The sequence below is a fragment of the Marivivens sp. ABH4_498 genome (genome assembly GCF_056160585.1).
Genome location: NZ_JBSWXL010000001.1, coordinates 498,996 through 521,294, shown reverse-complemented (window position 1 = coordinate 521,294; position 22,299 = coordinate 498,996). Strand labels below are relative to the sequence as shown.

Sequence of the window (22,299 nt, the reverse complement as noted above, 5' to 3'; positions counted from 1 at the left end):
AGGTGCCAGAACACGCGCCCGATGTCTACGTGCCCCGTCGGCTGGATTTCGCGCATTTGTGCTGCGGCTATTCTGCGGGATAGCGCCAAGGTGAAAAGCATAGCGGCATGATCCGTCGCTGAAAAAGAAGCGTAACATCGTCATATGTGTAAGAGGAGAGCACATGACCGAAGCTACAAACATGAACGTAACGGCAGAACGCCCCCCCGAGGCGGTCGTCGCCGCCATCCCCGCGAACGAAGATCGTAGGCTTGCCTCGGTCAAACGGTCGGGGTTGATGGACAGCGAAAACCTATCGCGGTTCGATATCTACACCCGCTTGTTTCGACACATCGCAGGTGTCCCAATCGCCTACACAGGCCTATTGGACGAAGCGCGCCAGTATTTCCTGTCTGAAAATTTCACCGGCTGCCTGCTGGGCGCCAAAGAGGTCGCACGCAACGAGACGCTGTGCCAGCACGCATTGCTAAGCACGAAACCGATCATCGTGAATGACATGCGCCTGCACCCAACGTTCGAAAACCACCCGTTGATTATTGGCGATCCCCACTGGGTGTTCTGGGCCGGTTTCCCGTTGGTCACGTCCGAAGGCTACGTTCTGGGCACGCTATGCGCCGTGGATTTCGAACCGCGCGAATTGACGGACGAACAGATCGACCTGTTGTCGGGCGTGGCTGCGGACATGACCATGTCGGTCCAATTGCAGGCCGATCAACAGGAACTGATCGCCGACAAAGCGCTAGAGGTCATGTCGGCCCTGAAAAAGAATGGCATGGGATCCGTTGATGAAGCTCTGGCATTTTTGAAAATATGTTCGGGAAAAACTCTATCGTCGTCAGAGGTCACGCTGCTGGGCGCGTTAGGGCTGGTCGAACAAACGGACGCGGGCCTAGACCTGACACCCAAGGGCCGCACCATCAAAACCGACCACGGACTGGGACCATCCAGCTACAAGGTCGCTGCATCACCTCTCAAGGATAATGAACTGTTGGGCGCGATGCTGGACGATCTGGATTTCTAAGGAACAAAGCCAATGTTTACCAAAGTCTACAACCTAAAATTCCCGGGCATCGACGAAGCCAAAATCGCGGTGTCGTTCCTATCCGAAGAAATCGGAGGGTCCATTGCGGACGCAAATATTGCGAACCTGTCGATCCTGCTGGACAAAGAGGGCCAAGTATCCGTCACCGTCCGTTTCGACAGCGCGTCCGAAATGAAAAAATTCTGTGCGGCCAAAGGCGAGGTGTTCGACGGATTGCGCAAATCCTTTACGATCAAACTCCAAGAAATGTCCGCCGTCGCCGTGTTCAACTACGACCGAGAGGCCATGTCGACGATGTGATGTCGGGGTGCACGGCTAGGTATCAACGATTTCGGGAATTTCCGATAGTTCGGTTAGATCATCGGCGGTGCATAGCTGAATGTGATTATTGTAGGTATTGTTGATGACCTGCTGAACTTCTGCGTCTGCGCCGCCTAAGAAACTCATCGCGACGCCTGTCACGATGCCGCCCAACCCTGCCGCAACAGTCCCCGATATTGTGACGGCTTTCCAAGGATGACGTTGGGCCCAACTGCGTGATTTGTTCAGTCGGTCATTTAGTTCGCGAATTGTTAGGTACATCTCACGGATAATCTGCGCGACAACCTTGGCTTTGTCCTCTTCCGACTTCGTTGCGCTTAGTGCGATCGACAACCCATTGAGTTTCGAACGCAGGCGGTCTACAGGTTCTAATTCGTCTGGCACCTTATCCGTACTGTCCAACTGCTTGACGATAGCGGTCAGAGTGTCCTCAATCACCTGTGCCTGAAGCTTGGCAAGCGGGGCCAATGTTTCTGCGCGAGCGATCACGGATTTGGCCAGTGGCATCCATTCTGCGGCCTTGATCCGTTCAATCTCTGCCGCGACGGCCTTTGGTCCGCTCTCCCATTTTTCGTTATCAATTTCAGCAATGCGGCGCCAGAGTTCCCAATCGGGTGCGCGGCCCTCTAACAGGCCTTCGTACCAGTCGATCCAGAATGCCATTGCAGGGTCCGAGCGCCAAGCCATTTGTAATGAAACCCATTTGGCGCGCAAACGTTTAGGCATATCGTTTGGGGGCCAAAGCGGCTCTGAGAGCATCTTTTCTGGTCCTCCAGTCACAGCCGAGATCGTGGACATAAATGCTGTCGAATAGGCAATGGACGAACGGTCAGCAAACGTAACAGCATTATGAACAGCGGTTGAATCCGAAGCAGCCTTGCAGGCTGATGCCGCAGAAAATGCTAATTCGCGGATGGGCTCTTCAGACGAAATTGCAACAAATGCATTTGCATTGTCGTACGCAGAATTACCGGCGGCGTTCTCAATAGATTTCGTAGAAAATACGCTGCGAACAAGTGCGGTTAGGATCGCCCGGCATAGAATAAGATCAAGCTGAAAATCTGAATGAATGCCGTCGGTACCAATTGTTGGCAATCCGCGCGCCACCGTTATACCTGCAAATGCGCTGCGCACCTCAGGCGTTTGGTCTACCGCCCAAGACTCAAAATCGAATTTTACCTTCATTTCACCCTCGCTCAACCTATGGTTAATTTGGGCACTTTATGCGCGGATCACAACCCCGTGACGTCAATCCTGATCTGCCTCTTGCAAAATGGCCAAAACCCCTACATAGACAGGCGCTGAACCCCATATAGGCTGCCTATCCCATGACCGACCTGTCCCTTATCCGGAACTTCTCGATCGTTGCACATATCGACCACGGTAAATCGACCTTGGCCGACCGTCTGATCCAATCCACCGCAACCGTTGCGGACCGCGATATGAAGGCGCAGTTGCTGGATTCCATGGACATCGAACGCGAACGTGGCATCACGATCAAAGCGAACACCGTGCGCATCGATTACAAGGCGGATGACGGCAATACCTATGTGCTGAACCTGATCGACACCCCCGGCCACGTCGACTTTGCCTACGAAGTGTCGCGGTCCATGCGCGCCGTCGAAGGATCATTGTTGGTCGTCGATTCCACCCAAGGCGTCGAAGCGCAGACCCTAGCCAACGTGTATCAGGCGATCGAGGCAGACCACGAAATCGTGCCTGTCCTGAACAAAATCGACCTGCCCGCAGCAGACTGCGAACGCGTGGCCGAACAGATCGAAGACGTGATCGGCATCGATGCGTCCGAAGCGCTGCAAGTGTCCGCGAAATCGGGCATCGGCATCAAAGAAACGCTAGAGGCGATCGTCAAACGTCTGCCCGCGCCAACAGGCGATCGCGATGCGCCGCTAAAGGCGATGCTGGTGGATTCGTGGTATGACGCCTATCTGGGCGTTGTTGTTCTGGTTCGCGTTGTTGATGGCGTTCTGAAAAAGAACGACAAGATTAAATTTATGTCGAACGGCACCGTCCATCACGTCGACCGTGTTGGCGTGTTTAAACCGGGTATGCTGCCTGTTGACGATCTGGGACCGGGCGAAATCGGGTTCCTGACCGCGTCGATCAAACAGGTCCGCGACACCCGCGTTGGTGACACGATTACCCACGACAAAAAGGGCGCCGAGACTCCGCTGGCGGGCTTTAAACCGTCGCAGCCTGTGGTGTTCTGTGGCCTGTTCCCAGTCGATTCTGCCGAATTCGAAGACCTGCGTACCGCCATCGAAAAACTGGCGCTGAATGACGCGTCGTTCAGCTATGAAATGGAAACCTCGGCCGCGCTGGGGTTCGGTTTCCGCTGCGGTTTCTTGGGCCTTCTGCACCTAGAGGTGATCCGCGACCGCATCGAACGCGAATACAACATCGAACTGATCACCACCGCGCCGTCGGTTGTGTATCACATGCACATGAAGGACGGTACGGTCAAAGAACTGCACAACCCCGCCGACATGCCCGATGTGACCCTGATCGACCACGTCGAAGAACCCCGCATCAAAGCGACCATTCTGGTGCCCGACGAATATCTGGGCGACGTTCTGAAACTGTGTCAGGACCGCCGCGGTATCCAGCTGAACCTGACCTACGCGGGTTCGCGCGCGATGACGGAATACGACCTGCCGTTGAACGAAGTGGTGTTCGATTTCTACGACCGCCTGAAATCCGTGACCAAAGGCTACGCGTCCTTTGACTATCAGGTGATCGGCTACCGAGAGGACAATCTGGTCAAGATGTCCGTTCTGGTCAACGAAGAGCCCGTGGACGCGCTGTCCATGCTGGTGCACCGTGACCGCGCCGAAATGCGTGGCCGCGCGATGTGTGAAAAGCTAAAGGATCTGATCCCGCGTCACATGTTCAAAATCCCGATTCAGGCAGCGATCGGCGGCAAAGTCATCGCCCGCGAAACCCTATCGGCGATGCGCAAGGACGTGACGGCGAAATGTTACGGCGGCGATGCGACGCGTAAACGCAAACTGCTGGACAAACAGAAGGCGGGTAAGAAAAAGATGCGCCAATTCGGCCGCGTCGAAATCCCGCAAGAGGCGTTCATCTCTGCGTTGAAAATGGATGATTGATAAACACGCTAACGTGTTGAATACTAAAGCCGCTCCAATTTGGGGCGGCTTTTTCTGTGGTGACCATGAATCAGTATGTAACAGACTGCGTTCGGTGTGACGCAACGAATTCAACTCACGATATTTTGGGCTCGGCGTGCAGCGGGGTGGATTTTGGTAATAACAATTACCTGCTGGAGTGCTTCGTGATGTGTCGGAACTGTCAGTTGACGCACGTTCGACGCATTTTAGCTAAGGTTTCGTCCGTTCCCTCCCAAGTGGTCGAGAGCAATGCGCTTGCTGCACTCGATATCGATTTGTCGTCCCGGTATAAGTTTAACGACAAAGGCCCCATCGTGATGGGGCGCAGGAACCGACGAAAACCACCGGAGCACCTCCCCGACGAGATTGAGGTTTTGCTATCTGAAGGAAACACCGCGCTCGCTAATAATTGCTTCAATGCTGCTGGTGCGATGTACCGCCTAGTACTTGATCAAGTCACAAAAAAAGAAATCGACAGATTGATTGCATCCAAGTCGAGCAAATTAAATACAATTTATGCGCGGGTTGAATGGTTGGTGGATGAAGGACACTTTCCTAACGGGCTGAAAGACCTCGCGACCAGTATCAGGCTCGATGGGAATGATGCCGCACACGATGGCACTCTAACAGAAATTGATGCTGAGGAACTCGCAGATTTCACAACAGAGCTTTTGATAAGAGTTTATACGGATCCAAAGAGACTGGAACTTGCGGAACAACGTAGGAAAGAGCGAAGAGCCGCCAAATAGCCCGCGTAGCAGGCAGCGCCCGAACCGCCCCCACGGGCGGGCGCTTTGCTTTCCGCCCTCGGTTCGGGCACTGCCCGCAAATCTGATCGGGGGGCTTGATGCATATCAATGATGTGGGGCGCGGGCTGCGATAGGGATGACGAACCGTTCACAGCATCACTGTCTCGCCATGATCCGCCTTGCCCTCACGCTGTATTCCCTGATCGCATCGACACTGGCGTCGACGGCTGTGATTGCGGCCTTGGTTGCGGGAATATCTGGGCTGTGGCCTTTGGTCGGAGCGGCGGTTTTCGGCGCGGTGGTCGCCGTGCCTGTCGCCTATTTCGTGGCAAAGGCGCTGTATAGCAATTAGGCGCGACGGAAAGGCGGGGCGCGGGCGTTAGACATGGCAAAGGAGCCCGAAATGACCCGTTTGCCCGCTATCTACCTTGTCTCTATCGCCATCCTCGCCATCGTGACGATCTATTCGTCAGCTATACTCTAGGTTCAGGAACGTCCGCACGGCGGCTTCGAATTCGCGCGGTTTTTCCGCGTGGAGCCAGTGTCCCGTCCCCGGCAATTTGGCGAAATGCGAATTGGGGAATAGGTCGCGGATGCGGGCGCGGTATTCGGGCAGCACGTAGTCCGATTTTGCGCCCGACAAAAACAGCGTTTCGCCGTCAAACTGCCCCGACACGTCAGGAAATCCGACGATGTCGGCCATGTTCGCCTCTAACGCGTCCAGATTCAGTTTCCAGCGGCGTTCTTTTAGGTCCAGCGACTGCAGGAAAAACGCCTCTAGCCCGTCGTCCAGATCTCCCATCTGTTCGCCCGCCTCTTTGCGGTCTTTGACGGTTGCCAGATCAACGCGGCGCATACGGTTGATGTTTTGCGTTTGCGTGTGGGTATAGGCCACGGGCGCGATGTCTGCCACGATCAGGCGGTTCACTTTTTCAGGGTATTTCAGCGCCAGAACCATCGCCGCTTTGCCGCCCATCGAATGGCCCAGCACGTCCCATTTGCCGTCGATCACCTGCGCCAGATCATCGGCCATGTCGAAATAGGTGTGGCTGTCATAGCGCGGGCTGTCGCCGTGGTTGCGTTGGTCGACGGCTATGACTTCGCGTTCGTCGGACAGGCGTTTGCTGATCACGCCCCAGTTGCGGGCCGATCCGAACAATCCGTGGACCACCAGCAGGGGCGGGCGGTCTGTCGGGGTGCCGTGGCGGATCATGTTCAGCATGGGAAATACCTTTGTCATCTATCGCGGCGAATATAGCGCGCGGCAGGGTGGGCGCCATAAAAAACGGGGGCGCAATGGCCCCCGTTTTCATGTCATGTCACTGACCGATTACAGGTTCGGGTACAGTGGGAATTTTTCGCACAGCGCTTCTACTTCGGCGCGGACTTTGGCTTCGACGTCGCCGTTGCCTTCTGGACCGTTCGCAGCCAGACCATCGACAACTTCGACGATCCAGTCAGCGATCTGACGGAATTCGGCCTCTTTGAAACCGCGGGTGGTGCCTGCAGGCGAGCCCAGACGGATGCCCGACGTCACGGTCGGTTTTTCAGGGTCGAACGGGATGCCGTTTTTGTTACAGGTGATGTGCGCGCGGCCCAGTGCCTCTTCGGTCTGGTTGCCTTTGACCGATTTGGGGCGCAGGTCGACCAGCATCAGGTGGCTGTCGGTGCCGCCGGTCACGATGTCCAGACCGCCTTTCATCAGCTGGTCAGCCAATGCTTGTGCGTTCAGAACAACCTGTTTCTGGTATTCTTTGAACTCTGGGCGCAGTGCTTCGCCGAAAGCAACAGCTTTGCCTGCGATGACGTGCATCAGCGGGCCGCCCTGAATGCCAGGGAAAATAGCCGAGTTGAATTTCTTGGCCAGCGCTTCGTCGTTGGTCAGGATCATGCCGCCACGTGGACCGCGCAGCGTTTTGTGCGTGGTGGTGGTTGCGACGTGCGCGTGTGGGAATGGCGATGGGTACAGGCCAGCAGCGACCAGACCAGCAAAGTGTGCCATGTCGACCAGCAGGTATGCGCCAACGCTGTCTGCGATTTCACGCATTTTGCCGAAATCGATGATGCGTGGGATGGCCGAACCACCTGCAACGATCATTTTTGGCTGGTGTTCGGTTGCCAGTGCCTGAATCGCGTCATAGTCGATCTGGCTGTCTTGCTGGCGCACGCCGTACTGAACAGCGTTGAACCATTTGCCCGACTGGTTAGGCTTTGCACCGTGGGTCAGGTGGCCGCCTGCGTCCAGCGACATGCCCAGAATGGTGTCACCTGGCTGCAGCAGCGCTTGGAATACACCTTGGTTCGCTTGGGAACCCGAGTTTGGCTGAACGTTTGCGAATTCACACGAGAACAGTTTGCACGCGCGTTCGATTGCCAGATTTTCAGCAATGTCTACGTACTGGCAACCGCCATAGTAACGACGACCTGGGTAACCTTCGGCGTATTTGTTGGTCAGAACCGAACCTTGGGCTTCCATTACAGCAGCGGAAACGATGTTTTCCGATGCGATCAGTTCGATTTCGTGACGCTGACGGCCCAGTTCGGATTGAACAGCGGCGTACAGATCGGGATCGCGGGTTTCTAGGCTTTCGGTGAAAAAGCCGGCGTCAGTGGCAGTCATAGTCGCTTCCTCTGGCTGAGGGGTTGGTGTTGCCCGCTTATTATGTGGTCTGAGCCAATGAGGAAAGCCGCGAAAACGTCATAATCATCATGAAAACGAAGCATAGTTCTGAATCTTGGTGCCGATGAGGTGAATTTTTCGCCGATAAGCGACTTTGACGGGTGCAGGGGAAATTTTTGGGTGCTAACCATTAGGTCAAAGATCGGAGACCGGATATGCACAAGATCGCATTTGTTGCCAGTGACGCCCCCACCGCAAAGAACGCGTTGGAACGGTTGGTCGCGCGCCACAAACCCGTTCCCGTGGAAGAGGCTGAGATCATCGTCGCTTTGGGCGGGGATGGTTTTATGCTGGAAACGCTGCACGCGACCCAAGCGTTGGATATCCCCGTTTACGGCATGAACCGCGGCACCGTCGGGTTCCTGATGAACGAATACCACGAAGAAGACCTGATGTTCCGCCTGTCCGCCGCAGAAGAGGAACATTTCAACCCGCTGTCCATGACTGCGATCACCAATGACGGTAGCGAACATCATGCGCTGGCAATTAACGAAGTATCCCTGCTGCGCGAAGGCCCCCAAGCCGCCCGCCTGCGGATCACCGTGGATGGTAAATTGCGTATGGCCGAACTGGTCTGTGACGGCGTGATGGTTGCGACGCCTGCGGGATCGACCGCCTATAACTATTCCGCGCACGGCCCGATTTTGCCGATTGGATCGGACGTTCTGGCGCTGACTGCTGTGGCTGCGTTCCGTCCGCGCCGTTGGCGTGGGGCGCTATTGCCGAATTCGGCTGTGGTGCAATTCGATGTGATCGACCCGAAAAAACGCCCCGTGATGGCGGATTCGGACGGCAAATCGGTGCGCGACGTGTCCAAGGTCACAATCAAAAGCGACAAATCCATCGTCCACCGTATCCTGTTCGATCCGGGTCACGGGTTAGAGGAACGTTTGATTTCCGAACAGTTCGTCTGATGCTGCTGGGCATTCATCATGCCGCCATCATCGCGTCCGATTATGATCGGTCCAAATCGTTCTATATAGATGTGCTGGGCTTGCGCGTGATTGCCGAAACCTATCGCGCGGATCGGGACAGTTGGAAACTGGATCTGGGATTGCCAGACGGCAGCCAGATCGAACTGTTCACATTCCCCAATGCCCCCGTTCGACCCAGCTACCCCGAAGCCCGTGGGCTGCGGCATCTGGCGTTTCGCGTCGCGGATGTGGCCGCCGTTGTGGCGGACCTGACGGCCAAAGGCGTGCAGGTCGAACCGATCCGCGTTGACGCGCAGACCGGCAAGGAATTCACATTCTTTGCCGATCCGGATGGTTTGCCGCTGGAAATTTACTCCAACTGATTATTTGCCATAGCCCATCGGCAACAACGCTTCGCGGATTTCATCCAGAATGGCCGGATCATCGATGGTCGCGGGCATTTTGAAATCTTCGTTGTCGGCGATTTTCACCATGGTGCCGCGCAGGATTTTGCCCGAACGGGTTTTCGGCAGGCGATCCACGACGGTGGCCAATTTGAACGCAGCCACTGGACCGATCTGATCGCGGACCAGTTTGACAACCTCGGCCACGACATCGCGGTGATCACGGGTGCAGCCAGCGTTCAGGCACAAGAAACCCAGCGGCAACTGGCCCTTTAGCTGATCGGTCACACCAATCACGGCGCATTCAGCCACGTCAGGGTGGGATGCCAGAACTTCCTCCATCGCGCCGGTCGATAGGCGGTGGCCAGCCACGTTAATCACGTCGTCGGTGCGGGCCATTATGTACAGATACCCGTCGTCATCCTTCATCCCTGCGTCCCCAGTTTCATAGTAGCCGGGGAAATTGTTCAGATAGGATTTATGGAAACGGTCCCGCGCATTCCACAGTGTCGGCAACGTGCCCGGAGGCAGCGGCAGTTTCACCGCAATCGCGCCCAGTTCGCCGTCTTTGACGGGGTGGCCTGCGTCGTCCAGAATTTGGATGTCGTAGCCCGGCATCGCAACGGTTGGCGATCCGATTTTGACGGGCAGCGCTTCGATCCCTGCGGGGTTGCCTGCGATAGTCCAGCCTGTTTCGGTCTGCCACCAGTGGTCGTAGACAGGCACGCCCAGCTGGTCCTGCGCCCAGATGATGGTGTCAGGATCTGCACGTTCGCCTGCCAGATACAGCGCCTTGAGCGACGATAGATCGTATTTTTTGACGTATTCGCCTTTGGGGTCTTCGCGTTTGATGGCGCGGAACGCGGTGGGCGCGGTGAACAGAACGCGGATGTTGTATTCTTGGATCATGCGCCAGAACGTGCCCGCATCAGGGGTGCCGACGGGTTTGCCTTCGAACACGACGGTCGTGTTGCCGTGGATCAGCGGGCCGTAGCAGATATAGCTGTGTCCAACGATCCAACCCACGTCTGATGCTGCCCAGAACACATCGCCCGGATCGACGTTGTAGATGTTTTTCATCGTCCAGTTCAGCGCAACCAGATGGCCCGCCGTGTGGCGCACGACGCCTTTGGGCTGACCCGTGGTGCCCGAGGTATACAGGATATACGCAGGGTGGTTGCCTTCGACCGGAACGCATTCGGCGGGTTCGACGCCGTATTGGAACCCATGCCAGTTATAATCGCGGCCTTCGATCAGTTCGGCGACCTCTTGTTCGCGCTGAAAGATCACGCAGAAATCAGGTTTGTGTTCGGCCAGTTCAATCGCGCCGTCCAGCAGCGGTTTATAGTGAACCACGCGGTTCGGTTCCAAACCGCAGGAGGCAGCGATGATCGCCTTGGGTTTTGCGTCATCGATACGCACCGCCAGTTCGTTCGCCGCAAAGCCGCCGAAAACCACCGAATGGATCGCGCCCAAACGTGCGCAGGCCAGCATCGCCTCTAACGCCTCAGGTATCATCGGCATGTAGATGATGACGCGGTCGCCTTTTTCGACGCCTTTCGCGCGCAGGGCCCCCGCCAGCGATGCCACGCGATTGCGCAGTTCGACATAGGAAATCTGACGTTTCGTGCCCGTGATCGGGCTGTCGTAGATGATAGCGGCCTGTTCGCCGCGGCCCTGTTCAACGTGACGGTCAACGGCGTTGTAGCAGGTGTTCACCTTTGCATCGGCGAACCATTCGTAATCGGGTGCGTTTTCGTCAAACAGCGCTTTGGATGGTTTTTCGTCCCATGCGATTGCGCCCGCTTGTTCCATCCAGAACCCCTCTGGGTCCGATTTCCAAGCGTCGTATACGTCTTTATATGTCATGGCGGGCTCCTCCTCTTGAACAAAACTTAGGAGGAGGGGGTATTTCCGCGCAATGATGTTAGCGTCCAGACTGCCGCAAACAGATCAAAATAGGTGGATATTTCGGATAGGTGGGTGTGAAGACTTTGCAAAGTTTTGCGTATTTTACACGACGAGTTAAAATTTCGCGAAATTTGCAAATTGTTGACCGGGCAACCAATTGGCTGTCCGGCCCAGATTCTTAGCTGTAGTGCGACACTGGGGTGCCCGCAATTGCCGACACGTTCAGCAGGCCGCGCGCGGTGATCGACGGGGTGACGATGTGCGCCTTGTTGCCCATGCCCATCAGGATCGGACCGACCTCTAGGCCGCTGCCTTTCATTTTCAGAATGTTGCGCACGCCGGATGCCGCGTCAGAGTTTGCAAAGACCAGCACGTTGGCGGTGCCTTCCATGCGGCTGTGCGGGAAAATGCGGCTGCGCAATTCAGCATCCAAGGCCGAGTCGATGTGCATTTCGCCTTCGTAACAGAAATCGCGCGGCTCGCTGTCCAGAATGTTCAGCGCAGCGCGCATACGGCGACCCGAGTCGATATCAAGGTTGCCGAACTGCGAATGCGAACATAGCGCGATGTTCGGTTTCAGGCCAAAACGGCGAACGTGACGCGCGGCGCCTGTGACGGCCTCGGCGATTTGTTCGGGGGTTGGTTCTGGATGCACATGGGTGTCCGCGATGAACAGGGGGCCGTCCTCTAGGATCATCATGGACAGCGCGCCGACAGGGTGCAGCGTGTCGCGGCCCAAAATCTGGCTAACGTAGTTCAAGTGCCACAGATATTGGCCGAATGTGCCGCAGATCAGGCTGTCGGCTTCGCCGCGGTGGACCATGATCGCGCCGATGGCGGTGGTGTTGGTGCGCAAAATCGCCTTTGCGCTGTCTGGGGTCACACCCTGACGTGCCAGCAGTTCATGATAGGTAGACCAGTATTCGTAATAACGTGGGTCGTTTTCTGGGTTCACGACTTCGAAATCGTCACCGGGGCGGATTTTCAGGCCTGCACGTTCGCAACGGGCCGCAATCACGTCAGGACGGCCAATTAGGATCGGGGTTTCGGTGGTTTCTTCCATGACGGCTTGGGTCGCGCGCAGAACGCGTTCGTCTTCGCCTTCGGCAAATACGATACGGCGCGACGCGCTGCGGGCGGCTTCGAATACGGGGCGCATCAGCATGGCGGATTTGAACACCGACCCATCCAGTTTGCGTTTGTATTCGTCGATGTCATCCAGCGGCGTTTTGGCAACGCCCGTTTCCATCGCGGCCTTCGCAACCGAGGTCGCAACAACGCCCATCAGGCGCGGGTCAAACGGTTTCGGGATCAGGTAATCCGCGCCGAATTTCAGTTTTTCGCCCTGATAGGCGGCTGCGGCTTCGGCGCTGGTGGTGGCGCGGGCCAGTTCGGCGATGCCCTGAACGCAGGCGATTTTCATTTCGTCGTTGATTTCGGTCGCGCCCACATCCAGCGCGCCGCGGAAAATGAACGGGAAACACAGGACGTTGTTCACTTGGTTCGGGAAATCCGAACGGCCAGTCGCGATGATCGCATCGGGTTTCACAGCGCGCGCGTCTTCGGGCAGGATTTCTGGGTTCGGGTTCGCCAGAGCAAAAATCGCAGGGCGATCGGCCATTTTGGCGACCATTTCCGGTTTCAGAACATTCGGGCCAGACAGGCCAAGGAACAGATCCGCGCCGTCGATCACGTCATCCAAGGTGCGCAGGTCCGATTTTTGCGCGTACTCTGCCTTTTGCGGGGTCATCTCTGCCTCGCGGCCTTCGTAGACCAGACCAGCGATGTCGCACAGCCAGACGTTTTCGCGTTTCACGCCCAATTTCAGTAGCATGTTCAAGCAGGCGATACCCGCCGCGCCGCCGCCTGTAGAGACGACTTTGATGTCTTCGAATTTTTTGCCTGCGACATGCAGCGCGTTGGTAGCGGCTGCGCCAACAACAATCGCGGTGCCGTGCTGGTCATCGTGGAACACAGGGATGTTCATGCGTTCGCGGCAGATTTTTTCGACGATGAAACAGTCTGGCGCTTTGATGTCTTCTAGGTTGATCGCGCCAAAGGTTGGTTCCAGCGCGCAAACGATATTGGCCAGTTTTTCAGGGTCTGGTTCGTTCACTTCGATGTCGAAACAGTCGATGTTGGCGAATTTTTTGAACAGGACGGCTTTGCCTTCCATTACAGGTTTGGACGCCAGTGCGCCGATGTTGCCCAGACCCAAAACAGCCGTACCGTTCGACACAACGGCCACCAGATTGCCGCGCGATGTGTATTTGCGTGCGGTGTCCGCGTCGTTTTTAATCTCGACGCAGGCTTCGGCCACGCCGGGGGAGTAGGCGCGTGCAAGGTCGCGACCGTTGGCCAAAGGTTTCGTTGCGCGGATTTCCAATTTCCCCGGTTTTGGGAATTCATGATAGTCCAGCGCCGCTTGGCGTAGATTGTCTTGGCTCTTGTCGGTCATCTGGTCATCCTGTGATTGTTTAATATTAAACAATTTTGCGTCGTTACGCCTTCCTTAGCGTAAAATGGGCGCATGTTGCAAATTCAATTCAGCACAGTCAGGGTGTTTCCACGGTTGCGGGTTGCAACTGGTCCAATGTCAGGGCACATTTTACCAAATGATAAAACGGGGTTTCGATGTCTTTGTTTGATGACGCAATCAAGGTGCGGGAAAATGCCTATGCGCCGTATTCGAATTTCAATGTTGGCGCGGCGATAAAAACCAAAGACGGCAATGTCTATGTGGGCTGTAACGTCGAAAACGTCGCCTACCCCGAAGGCACCTGTGCCGAAGCGGGCGCAATTGCCGCCATGTGCGCCGCTGGTGAACGTGAGATTGTTGAGGTCGCCGTCGTCGCAGATAGCCCGACGCCAGTCACGCCCTGTGGAGGATGTCGTCAAAAGCTATCAGAGTTTGCCGACCCCGATGCCCCTGTAAAAATGTACAATCTGAACGGCGATGTTCTGGAAATGAAAGCGCGCGATTTATTGCCTGGCGTCTTTACGACCGACCACATGAGCAACACCTGATGGATGCTCGGACGATCATTGGTCAGCTGCGCGATGGACAGGTGCCATCGCGCGACGCGATTGGCTGGTTCGCGCATGGTCTGGCGACCGGTGTTGTCACCGACGCCCAAGCTGGCGCGTTTGCCATGGCGGTTTTGCTGAATGGCCTAAACGACGAAGGCCGCGTCGCGTTGACCTTGGGGATGCGCGATTCTGGTGACGTGCTGAAATGGCGGGTGGATGGTCCTGTGATGGACAAACATTCGACGGGCGGTGTTGGCGATTGTGTGTCGCTGATCCTTGCACCTGCCTTGGCGGCTTGCGGTGTTTATGTGCCGATGATTTCGGGGCGTGGTTTGGGCCATACGGGCGGCACGCTGGATAAATTGGAATCGATCCCAGGTCTGGTCACTGACGTTGATAGTGCGCGTTTACATGGGCTGCTGGACAAAGTCGGCTGCGCGATTGTCAGCGCTTCGGGGCGGATCGCGCCTGCTGACAAACGGTTATATGCCATCCGTGACGTCAGCGCGACGGTTGAAAGCATTGATTTGATCACGGCATCCATCCTGTCGAAAAAACTGGCAGCTGGTCTGGATGGGCTGATTTTAGATGTCAAAGTCGGCTCTGGCGCGTTTATGAAAACGGCGGATGACGCGCGAAATTTGGCGCGGGCGTTGGTGCAGACCGCAAACGGGGCAGGGTGCAACACGGCTGCGTTTATCACGGATATGAATGAACCGCTTGCTCCGAATTTGGGTAACGCGGTCGAGGTTGCGACCTGTATGGAAATCCTGTCGGGCAACCGTTTGGCAGGGCCGCGGTTGCATGACCTAACGGTCGCTTTGGGTGGGCGTATCATCGCGTTGTCGGGCGGATCCGAAGGCGAAGGCGAAGAAATGATCGCCGAAGCCATCGCGTCGGGTGCCGCGATGGACCGCTTTGCGCAGATGGTATTCGAAATGGGCGGCCCGCCCGATATGGACAAAGATTGGCGCACGCATTTGCCGGTTGCCCCCGTTGTTCGGCCTGTCGCAGCGCCCGAAGGCGGGATTGTCAGCGGTTGGGATGGTCAACGTCTGGGTCTAACTGTGGTGGAATTAGGCGGCGGGCGCATGGTCGAAACGGATCGGGTCGATCCGTCGGTCGGTATAACGGATGTCATCCCATTAGGCAGGCGGGTGGAAAAGGGCGATCCTATTGGCTGGGTCCATGCGAAAAATGATAGCGACGCAGATCGTGCTGCGGCTAACATATTGTCATCCTTGACGATTGGGGGCGCTGACCCCGATCATCCTGTGGTGCATGAAAGGATTGACCCATGACGCGTGCGTTTCTGGTCGTGATGGATAGCGTCGGCATCGGCGGCGCGCCGGACGCCGATAAATTTTTCAACGATGGTCAGCCTGACACCGGCGCAAATACGGTCGCTCATATCGCCGCTGCAATGGCGCCTATCCGGCCTTTGCTATTACCGACGCTTTCGTCGCTGGGGTTGGGGCGTGCCGTCGAATTGGCGTCAGGCGAAACCGCTACTGGTTTGGATGGCCCCGTGACGGGCGCATGGGGTGCTGCCACCGAAATTTCGAACGGCAAAGATACCCCAAGCGGCCATTGGGAACTGGCTGGCGTTCCTGTGCCGTGGGATTGGTCGTACTTTGAAGCAAAGCAAAATTCGTTTCCCCCAAATGTGGTTGATGCGCTGTGCAAGGCGGCTGGGACCGGCGGGATTTTGGCGAACTGTCATGCCTCGGGGACGGAAATCATTGAACGGTTGGGCGATGAACACGTCAAAACGGGTTGGCCGATTTGTTACACGTCGGTGGACAGCGTTTTGCAGATTGCTGCGCACGAAGAACACTTTGGACTAGATCGTTTGCTGGACCTATGCCGCGCGGTTGCGCCGATGTTGCATGACATGCGCGTTGGCCGCGTGATTGCCCGCCCGTTTGTTGGCGAAAACGGCCAATATGCCCGCACGTCTAACCGCAAAGATTTCGCCATCGCGCCGCCTGCCGATACGCTGTGCGATGTGGCTGCGGCTGCGGGGCGTCCTGTGCATGCGGTTGGCAAAATCGGTGACATCTTTTCGATGCGCGGCATCACGGACGTGCGCAAAGGCCGCGATAACGCCCTGATGCAGCATCTGTCGGACTGGGTCGATAACGCCGAGGAAGGGTCGCTGACCTTTGCCAATTTCGTCGAATTCGACAGTGAATACGGGCACCGCCGCGATGTCGAAGGATACGCGCGCCATCTGGAATGGTTCGACGCGGAAATCGGGAACATCCTGCCCCGCTTGGGCGAAGGCGACCTGTTGGTGATCACCGCGGATCACGGCAATGACCCGACATGGATCGGAACGGATCACACCCGTGAACGTGTGCCTGTTCTGGTTCATGGGTTGGGGCACAAAGAATTGGGCCACATGGCCTTTACCGATGTGGCGGATTTGGTCGCCGATCATCTGGGCTTGCCGCCCATATCCTCAGGAGGCAACACATGACCTATCAATCCTTGCCCAAAGTCGAACTTCACCTGCATTTCGAAGGCGCCGCGCCGCCCGAATTCATTCGCCAGTTGGCGCATGAGAAAAAGGTGGATTTGTCCAAGATTTTCAATCCCGACGGCACTTACGCCTATCGCGATTTCGATCATTTCCTAGAGGTCTACGAGGGCGCAACTTCGGTCCTGAAATCGCCCGAAGATTTCGCGCGTCTGTGCACGGCCGTGGCCGAACAATCCGCGCAGCATGGCGTGGTCTACACCGAACTATTTATATCGCCCGATTTTTGCGGTGGATCGGATGTGTCCGCATGGCGCGACTATCTGGCCGCGATCAAAGAGGCCGCAGACAAAGCCGAAGCCCAGCACGGAATCACGATCAAAGGCGTCGCCACCTGCATCCGCCATTTCGGGCCTGAAATGGCGAAACGCAGCGCCCTATGCGCGGCCGAAACGGCGGGGGATTTTCTGACGGGGTTCGGGATGGGCGGTGCTGAAATGATGCATCGGCCCGGCGATTTTGCCTATAGTTTCGATATGGCGCGCGAAGCAGGCCTGCAACTGACCTGCCACGCGGGCGAATGGGGCGGCCCTGATATGGTGGCGGACACGATCAACGACCTGCGCGTCGAACGGATCGGTCATGGCATCAACGCGATCAAAGACCGCGCCTTGGTTGACCGCATCGCCGCTGCAGGCATCGTGTTAGAGGTTTGCCCGGGATCGAACGTGTTCCTGAACGCGTCTGGTGATCTAAACGATCACCCGATCAAAGCCCTGCGCGACGCTGGTGTAAAGGTCACCGTTTCGACGGACGATCCGCCGTTTTTCCAGACGACGATGACCAAAGAATATGATGATCTGGCCGCTGCTTTCGGCTGGGATGAAACTGATTTTAACGCATTGAATCAAACAGCTTTGGACGCGGCATTCTGTGACGCTGAAACCAGAGATAAGATCGCCAAACGATTGGAGACCACGAAATGACCGACCATCTAACAGTGGTGTCGCACCCACTGGTACAGCACAAATTGACCATTATGCGGGAAAAGGAAACGTCGACCGCAGTGTTCCGTCAGCTGTTACGGGAAATTTCGTTACTATTGGCCTACGAAGTCACCCGCGATCTGCCTTTGTCGACCAAGAAAATCGAAACGCCGCTGTGCGAAATGGATGCGCCGCAGTTGGACGGTAAAAAATTGGCGCTGGTGTCGATCCTGCGCGCGGGCAACGGATTGCTGGACGGTATTCTGGAACTGATTCCATCTGCTCGGGTCGGTTTCGTGGGGCTGTACCGCGACGAAGAAACGCTGCAACCCGTCGAATATTATTTCAAAGTCCCCGCCGAGATCGAAGATCGTGTGGTGATCGTGGTCGATCCTATGCTGGCAACGGGCAATTCGTCGGCTGCGGCGATTGACATGATCAAAGACGCGGGCGCAAAAAATATCATTTTCTTGTGCTTGCTGGCAGCCCCAGAAGGCGTCGCAAAAATGAAAGAGGCGCACCCAGATGTGCCCATTGTTACGGCGGCTTTGGACGATGGTTTGACGGATCAAGGGTACATCACACCAGGCCTAGGGGATGCGGGTGATCGGATGTTTGGCACAAAATAGCCACATGTCTGGCACCTATAGCGTGTCCAAATGCTTTACAGATAAGGGTTATTCGGGCATCTTCACCTAAAAGAGTATGAGGTGCAGATGTCGAGCGCTCGGATTATCGGGTTTATCGCGGCGTGTTTGGGCGGCGTAGCGCAGATTGGGTACGCCCAATCGCAGACCCCTGTACCTGCCGAATTCCCCCCAGCCAGCTATGACGCGAACCAATATGTTGACAGTCAGGGCTGCGTTTTTGTGCGTGCCGGTATGGCTGGAACGGTCAATTGGGTGCCGCGTCTGTCCCGTGATCGTCAGCAGCTGTGCGGGTTTGAACCCACTATTGGCGCTGCGATCCCGTCGCCTTTGCCATCGAACGTGCCGATCATCACAATCGATCAGCCTGCTGCGCCAGCCGCTGCCGCACCGCGTATCATTGCGGAAACCATTGTTCCGCCGACAACGAACAAAGACCCCATTGAAACGGTCGCATCTGTGACAACGATGCCGTCGCCGCAATCTGTTGCGTCGCGCGTCATTGCCGATGCTGCCGCAGCTGCGCCTGCGCCAACACCAGCACCTGTCGTGCGTGAACCTGAACCCGTTCGCATGACATTGTCGCAGGTGTGTCAGGGCAAATACGGTGTTCAGCGTCAGTACGTAAATGCGGCGACGGGTGAATTCATTGACTGCGGCCCTGCGCCTGTGGTTGTCGCCGAAACAGTTGCGCCAACAGCCCCTGTGGGCGATGCGCGCTGCACAAACCTAAGCCAGACCGTCACCACCTCTGGTCGCAATGTCGAAGTGCGCTGTGGTCCGCAAACGCAATCCATTTGGGGCGGAAACCGTATTCCAGCCAGCAATCCCGTTCCTGTGGCAACCAACACCGGTACGACCTATGTGCCTGTTGATCGCCCCGCGACGGCCGTTTTGTCCGCGCCTGCACCTGTTGTTACGCCGGCCCCTGCGCCGACAGTGGCACCTGCCGCAGCACCCGTGCCGTCGTCATGCAATTTCGACAGCGTCAGCGCCCAATATATGGCCGGTGCAAATGTACGCTGTGGCCCGCAGACGCAATCACCGTCGGCGGGCATTGCTCGGTCTTCGGCTCAGGCAGGTCGTTCAGATTTCAACCCGTCGACAGGCGGATTGTTTGGTCGCGCGGTTCCAGCATCGAATCCGCCGTATGTGGCGAATGGCGAACCGATTGTGCCAAACGGATACGAAGTGGTTTGGGACGATGATCGCCTGAACCCAAATCGTGGCCTGAATTAATTCCCGCAGATACCCTGTAACGCGACCCAATCCCCATCGCCCAAAATCAGAGGCGCTTGGGTTGGGTTCACTGGGTTCGCTTCGATCAGGGCCAGCGTGCTTTCGCCCGTTATATCGATGGCATAGGCGAACGGACGGCTAGAGACTTGGGCGGCTTCGAACCGTGCAAGCAGTTGTTCGGTGCTGATGGTGGGTAAAGGTTGTCCGACCGTATGTTCCGCATAGCTGCGCAAAATTTCCGAAGACATTTCGCCCGTGGTGAGCAGTTGGAAAGTCGCCCGTATGCCTGCATCGTTTAGGACATCGCCCAAAGGATCGTTTTCAATCCGAGCCTGATTGGCTGCAATAATATAGCCAGCAGGGACGGCTGGATCTTCGTAGTCTTCGACCAATGACCGATTCAGCAGAATGATCCCGCCCGGCAAAACCAACGTTTCTGAAACAGCATCAGGAACGATCAGAACCTGCACGTCGCTATCTGCCCCCAAAGCCCGATCTTTCAGGGTGCTTAGGGCCAGCGCACCACGCGGGCTATCACAAACGGCACCCGTGAGGCGTTGCACATGCCCCAGCAGAGTTGCGCCAATTGCGCTGCGCGTTGCATCTGTGACGGCGTTCAGTGTGTGGTCGCGCAACGCATTTGGTGCCCAAAAAACGCCCAATCCCACAACGGCGGCAATGGATACCATCGCGCCAGCGCCGCGCAAACGACCGGGGCGGGGGCGCGACCGATTGACTGCTTTGCGTACCTTTTCAATCGCATCGATCATCAGATCATCTTCGATCTCGATAGTTTCTGTGCCGTCTTCGTCGGGGGCGAAAATCGCAGGCCGAGACCCTGCGTTCATGCGGACGACAGCTGGCAACGACCAATGGGCCAGCGGGCGATCTGCGCTATCGCGGATGATCAATGTCGCATCGCCAAAGGAAACAACCACCTCGCGGCGTTGCGCGTCGGGGTCCGGTCGCCAGATCCCCAGACTTTCCAGTTTTGCGAATTGATCTAATGCTGTCATATGCTCGTTCTTTTTCTGGCAATATAGCCAGTTCAAAACCTTTGGGCCAGCCTGTGTTGTCGCGATCAGAACGGGGGTCGCGTATCCGTTTGCGGCAGAGTAGGCTGAGGCATGATCATATCCCGTGGGCGCGACTATATATTTGTACACATCCCCAAAACTGGCGGCACCGCGATGGCGTTGGCGCTAGAGGATCGTGCCAAAGCCGACGACATCTTGATCGGGGATACTCCCAAAGCGTTAAAGCGTAAAAAACGACTAAAGGGCGTGCAGACGGCTGGGCGTTTGTGGAAACATTCGCGCCTGTGTGATGTCGAACCGATGGTGTCGCGTGACGAAATGGAACGGATGTTCACATTTACATTGGTGCGCAACCCGTGGGACCGTGTGGTCAGCTATTACCATTGGTTGCAGGATCAGACGTTCGACCATCCTGCCGTTCGATTGGCGCAGACCCTGCCATTTGATCAGTTTGTGAATGAATCACACACGCAAACCAGTTTAGCCGCCAACAGTTATGACAGTTACATGAGAGATGGCGCAGGCACAGAACATTGCAGTCTGTACATCCGATTAGAGTATTTGGCCGCAGATATGTCGCCTTTGGCGGACCATTTGGGGTTCACGCCAGATGTGCCGATCGCGAATGCGTCAAACCGCGATTCGGATTGGCGCGGATATTACAACAGTCAAACCCGTGATTTGATTGGCAATTTATGCGCGCCCGATATTCTGCGTTTCAAATACAGCTTTGATTGTTAACCAAATTGGCGAAATGATGTTGTGTACACGCGTTTACACTTCGCTGATGTGACAATGCCCCAATTGCGCCGCGTTTCGTCCTAAACCTTGTCTCATGAATCAGGTGGTCTGTTCCTATCAAAGCGCAACGCTTGCAGGATAGGGGAAGTGCCGATGTATGCCTGGAACAACCAGACATGGAGCCCGGCTAAAGGGGCACCAGAATTTGCAGCCAGTTTGGCTGATGTTGGTAATGGTATGATTGCTGGAACACGTGTGGCCACCGCGATGGGGTGGCGACCGATCGAAGCAGTCAGTGTGGGTGATCAGGTTTTAACGTTTGACAAAGGGATGCAGACAGTGACGGCCATCCGCCGTGAACATGTGCAGACCAGCGGGGCATTGGGCGGCGTTTCCAATTGGCCATTGCGCGTACCAAAGGGCGCATTGGGCAACCTAGAAGAAATGAGCCTACCGCGCCGTCAGGCCATCCTAATCGAAAGCGATGTCGCAGAGGAAATGTTTGGGGACGCATTCACTCTGGTACCTGTCGCAGCATTAGAAGGGTTTCGGGGCATCGAACCTGTACGACCAGCGGACTACGTCGAGGTCATTACGCTGCAGTTCGAAGAAGATCAGGTCGTGTTCGGCAAAGGGGGATTTTTGTTCTATTGTCCGCCGCCGTCTGACATCATGCAGGACCTGTTTTCCGAACCCAAAGAGCCGCGCTATCACGTCCTACCAAAGGATAAGGCAGAGCTGTTGATCAGTGTTTTGGAATACGAAGACGCGAAACAAGACTGATTTAACGCGCCAGCACTGATTCATCGAATTCGGCGCGATTTTAACTAGAAAACCGTCAGTGGCACGCAAAATCACTGACGGTTTTTTGACGATTTGGGGTATCTGATTACCCAAATGGGGTAAGGTATGGGGCAAAAGGATAGCCCCTATTACCCTGTAATGATAAATAAGATACTCACCCTGA

General features: G+C 56.2%; 21 protein-coding genes. 15 read left to right on the top strand and 6 right to left on the bottom strand.

Annotated elements, in window-relative coordinates:
- Positions 1–163 precede the first annotated feature (163 nt).
- Positions 164–1,021, top strand: coding sequence for a GAF domain-containing protein (locus tag ACXAGA_RS02685; RefSeq protein ID WP_475115962.1), 858 nt, complete (start codon positions 164–166; stop codon positions 1,019–1,021).
- Between the two features lie 12 nt (positions 1,022–1,033).
- Positions 1,034–1,342, top strand: coding sequence for a hypothetical protein (locus ACXAGA_RS02680; protein ID WP_475115961.1), 309 nt, complete (start codon positions 1,034–1,036; stop codon positions 1,340–1,342).
- A 15-nt stretch (positions 1,343–1,357) separates the two neighbouring features.
- Here ACXAGA_RS02680 and ACXAGA_RS02675 read toward each other — a convergent pair whose 3' ends face one another.
- The gene (locus ACXAGA_RS02675) at positions 1,358–2,548 is read right to left on the bottom strand and encodes a DHH family phosphoesterase (RefSeq protein WP_475115960.1); all 1,191 of its coding nucleotides are present in this window, start codon (positions 2,546–2,548) and stop codon (positions 1,358–1,360) included.
- A 143-nt stretch (positions 2,549–2,691) separates the two neighbouring features.
- On the opposite strand from ACXAGA_RS02675, the gene lepA reads away from it, so the two are divergent.
- From lepA to ACXAGA_RS02660, 3 genes are all read left to right on the top strand, one after another.
- Positions 2,692–4,491, top strand: a complete 1,800-nt coding sequence (gene lepA / locus ACXAGA_RS02670; RefSeq protein ID WP_475115959.1) for a translation elongation factor 4 — start codon at positions 2,692–2,694, stop codon at positions 4,489–4,491.
- 65 nt (positions 4,492–4,556) lie between these two features.
- The gene (locus ACXAGA_RS02665) at positions 4,557–5,261 is read left to right on the top strand and encodes a DUF4145 domain-containing protein (protein WP_475115958.1); all 705 of its coding nucleotides are present in this window, start codon (positions 4,557–4,559) and stop codon (positions 5,259–5,261) included.
- Between the two features lie 136 nt (positions 5,262–5,397).
- Entirely contained in the window at positions 5,398–5,613 is a 216-nt protein-coding gene (locus tag ACXAGA_RS02660) for a CTP synthetase (protein WP_475115957.1), read from the top strand.
- Positions 5,614–5,730: 117 nt separating this feature from the next.
- On the opposite strand, the gene ACXAGA_RS02655 is transcribed toward ACXAGA_RS02660, so the two are convergent.
- Positions 5,731–6,483 carry an alpha/beta fold hydrolase gene (locus ACXAGA_RS02655; RefSeq protein ID WP_475115956.1) on the bottom strand — a complete coding sequence of 251 codons (753 nt, stop codon included), beginning with the start codon at positions 6,481–6,483 and terminating at the stop codon, positions 5,731–5,733.
- 108 nt (positions 6,484–6,591) lie between these two features.
- The gene (gene glyA, locus ACXAGA_RS02650; RefSeq protein ID WP_475115955.1) at positions 6,592–7,881 is read right to left on the bottom strand and encodes a serine hydroxymethyltransferase; all 1,290 of its coding nucleotides are present in this window, start codon (positions 7,879–7,881) and stop codon (positions 6,592–6,594) included.
- A 215-nt stretch (positions 7,882–8,096) separates the two neighbouring features.
- On the opposite strand from glyA, the gene ACXAGA_RS02645 reads away from it, so the two are divergent.
- On the top strand, positions 8,097–8,855 hold the full coding sequence (locus tag ACXAGA_RS02645; RefSeq protein WP_475115954.1) for an NAD kinase: 759 nt from the start codon (positions 8,097–8,099) through the stop codon (positions 8,853–8,855).
- Positions 8,855–9,238, top strand: coding sequence for an SMU1112c/YaeR family gloxylase I-like metalloprotein (gene gloA2 / locus ACXAGA_RS02640; RefSeq protein WP_475115953.1), 384 nt, complete (start codon positions 8,855–8,857; stop codon positions 9,236–9,238). The genes ACXAGA_RS02645 and gloA2 overlap by 1 nt, the downstream gene beginning before the upstream one ends.
- Here the strand turns inward: gloA2 and prpE are convergent, their stop codons facing one another.
- Positions 9,239–11,128, bottom strand: a complete 1,890-nt coding sequence (gene prpE, locus ACXAGA_RS02635; RefSeq protein WP_475115952.1) for a propionate-CoA ligase PrpE — start codon at positions 11,126–11,128, stop codon at positions 9,239–9,241.
- Between the two features lie 220 nt (positions 11,129–11,348).
- Positions 11,349–13,652: an NADP-dependent malic enzyme gene (locus ACXAGA_RS02630; RefSeq protein ID WP_475116222.1), complete on the bottom strand. Its 2,304-nt coding sequence runs from the start codon at positions 13,650–13,652 to the stop codon at positions 11,349–11,351.
- 152 nt (positions 13,653–13,804) lie between these two features.
- Here ACXAGA_RS02630 and ACXAGA_RS02625 point away from each other — a divergent pair, with 152 nt between their 5' ends.
- From ACXAGA_RS02625 to ACXAGA_RS02600, 6 genes are all read left to right on the top strand, one after another.
- Positions 13,805–14,197: a cytidine deaminase gene (locus ACXAGA_RS02625; protein WP_475115951.1), complete on the top strand. Its 393-nt coding sequence runs from the start codon at positions 13,805–13,807 to the stop codon at positions 14,195–14,197.
- The gene (locus ACXAGA_RS02620) at positions 14,197–15,501 is read left to right on the top strand and encodes a thymidine phosphorylase (RefSeq protein ID WP_475115950.1); all 1,305 of its coding nucleotides are present in this window, start codon (positions 14,197–14,199) and stop codon (positions 15,499–15,501) included. The genes ACXAGA_RS02625 and ACXAGA_RS02620 overlap by 1 nt, the downstream gene beginning before the upstream one ends.
- The gene (locus ACXAGA_RS02615; protein ID WP_475115949.1) at positions 15,498–16,682 is read left to right on the top strand and encodes a phosphopentomutase; all 1,185 of its coding nucleotides are present in this window, start codon (positions 15,498–15,500) and stop codon (positions 16,680–16,682) included. Before ACXAGA_RS02620 ends, ACXAGA_RS02615 begins: the two co-directional genes overlap by 4 nt.
- Positions 16,679–17,668, top strand: coding sequence for an adenosine deaminase (locus tag ACXAGA_RS02610; protein ID WP_475115948.1), 990 nt, complete (start codon positions 16,679–16,681; stop codon positions 17,666–17,668). Before ACXAGA_RS02615 ends, ACXAGA_RS02610 begins: the two co-directional genes overlap by 4 nt.
- Entirely contained in the window at positions 17,665–18,297 is a 633-nt protein-coding gene (gene upp, locus ACXAGA_RS02605; RefSeq protein WP_475115947.1) for a uracil phosphoribosyltransferase, read from the top strand. Before ACXAGA_RS02610 ends, upp begins: the two co-directional genes overlap by 4 nt.
- Positions 18,298–18,384: 87 nt before the next feature.
- Positions 18,385–19,554 (top strand): hypothetical protein, encoded by a 1,170-nt coding sequence (locus ACXAGA_RS02600; RefSeq protein WP_475115946.1) that lies wholly within the window; start codon positions 18,385–18,387, stop codon positions 19,552–19,554.
- On the opposite strand, the gene ACXAGA_RS02595 is transcribed toward ACXAGA_RS02600, so the two are convergent.
- Positions 19,551–20,570, bottom strand: coding sequence for a hypothetical protein (locus ACXAGA_RS02595; RefSeq protein ID WP_475115945.1), 1,020 nt, complete (start codon positions 20,568–20,570; stop codon positions 19,551–19,553). The genes ACXAGA_RS02600 and ACXAGA_RS02595 overlap by 4 nt on opposite strands.
- 111 nt (positions 20,571–20,681) lie before the next feature.
- Between ACXAGA_RS02595 and ACXAGA_RS02590 the strand changes: the two genes are divergently transcribed.
- The gene (locus ACXAGA_RS02590) at positions 20,682–21,332 is read left to right on the top strand and encodes a sulfotransferase family 2 domain-containing protein (protein ID WP_475115944.1); all 651 of its coding nucleotides are present in this window, start codon (positions 20,682–20,684) and stop codon (positions 21,330–21,332) included.
- A 237-nt stretch (positions 21,333–21,569) separates the two neighbouring features.
- Positions 21,570–22,115 (top strand): Hint domain-containing protein, encoded by a 546-nt coding sequence (locus tag ACXAGA_RS02585; protein WP_475115943.1) that lies wholly within the window; start codon positions 21,570–21,572, stop codon positions 22,113–22,115.
- Positions 22,116–22,299: the final 184 nt, after the last annotated feature.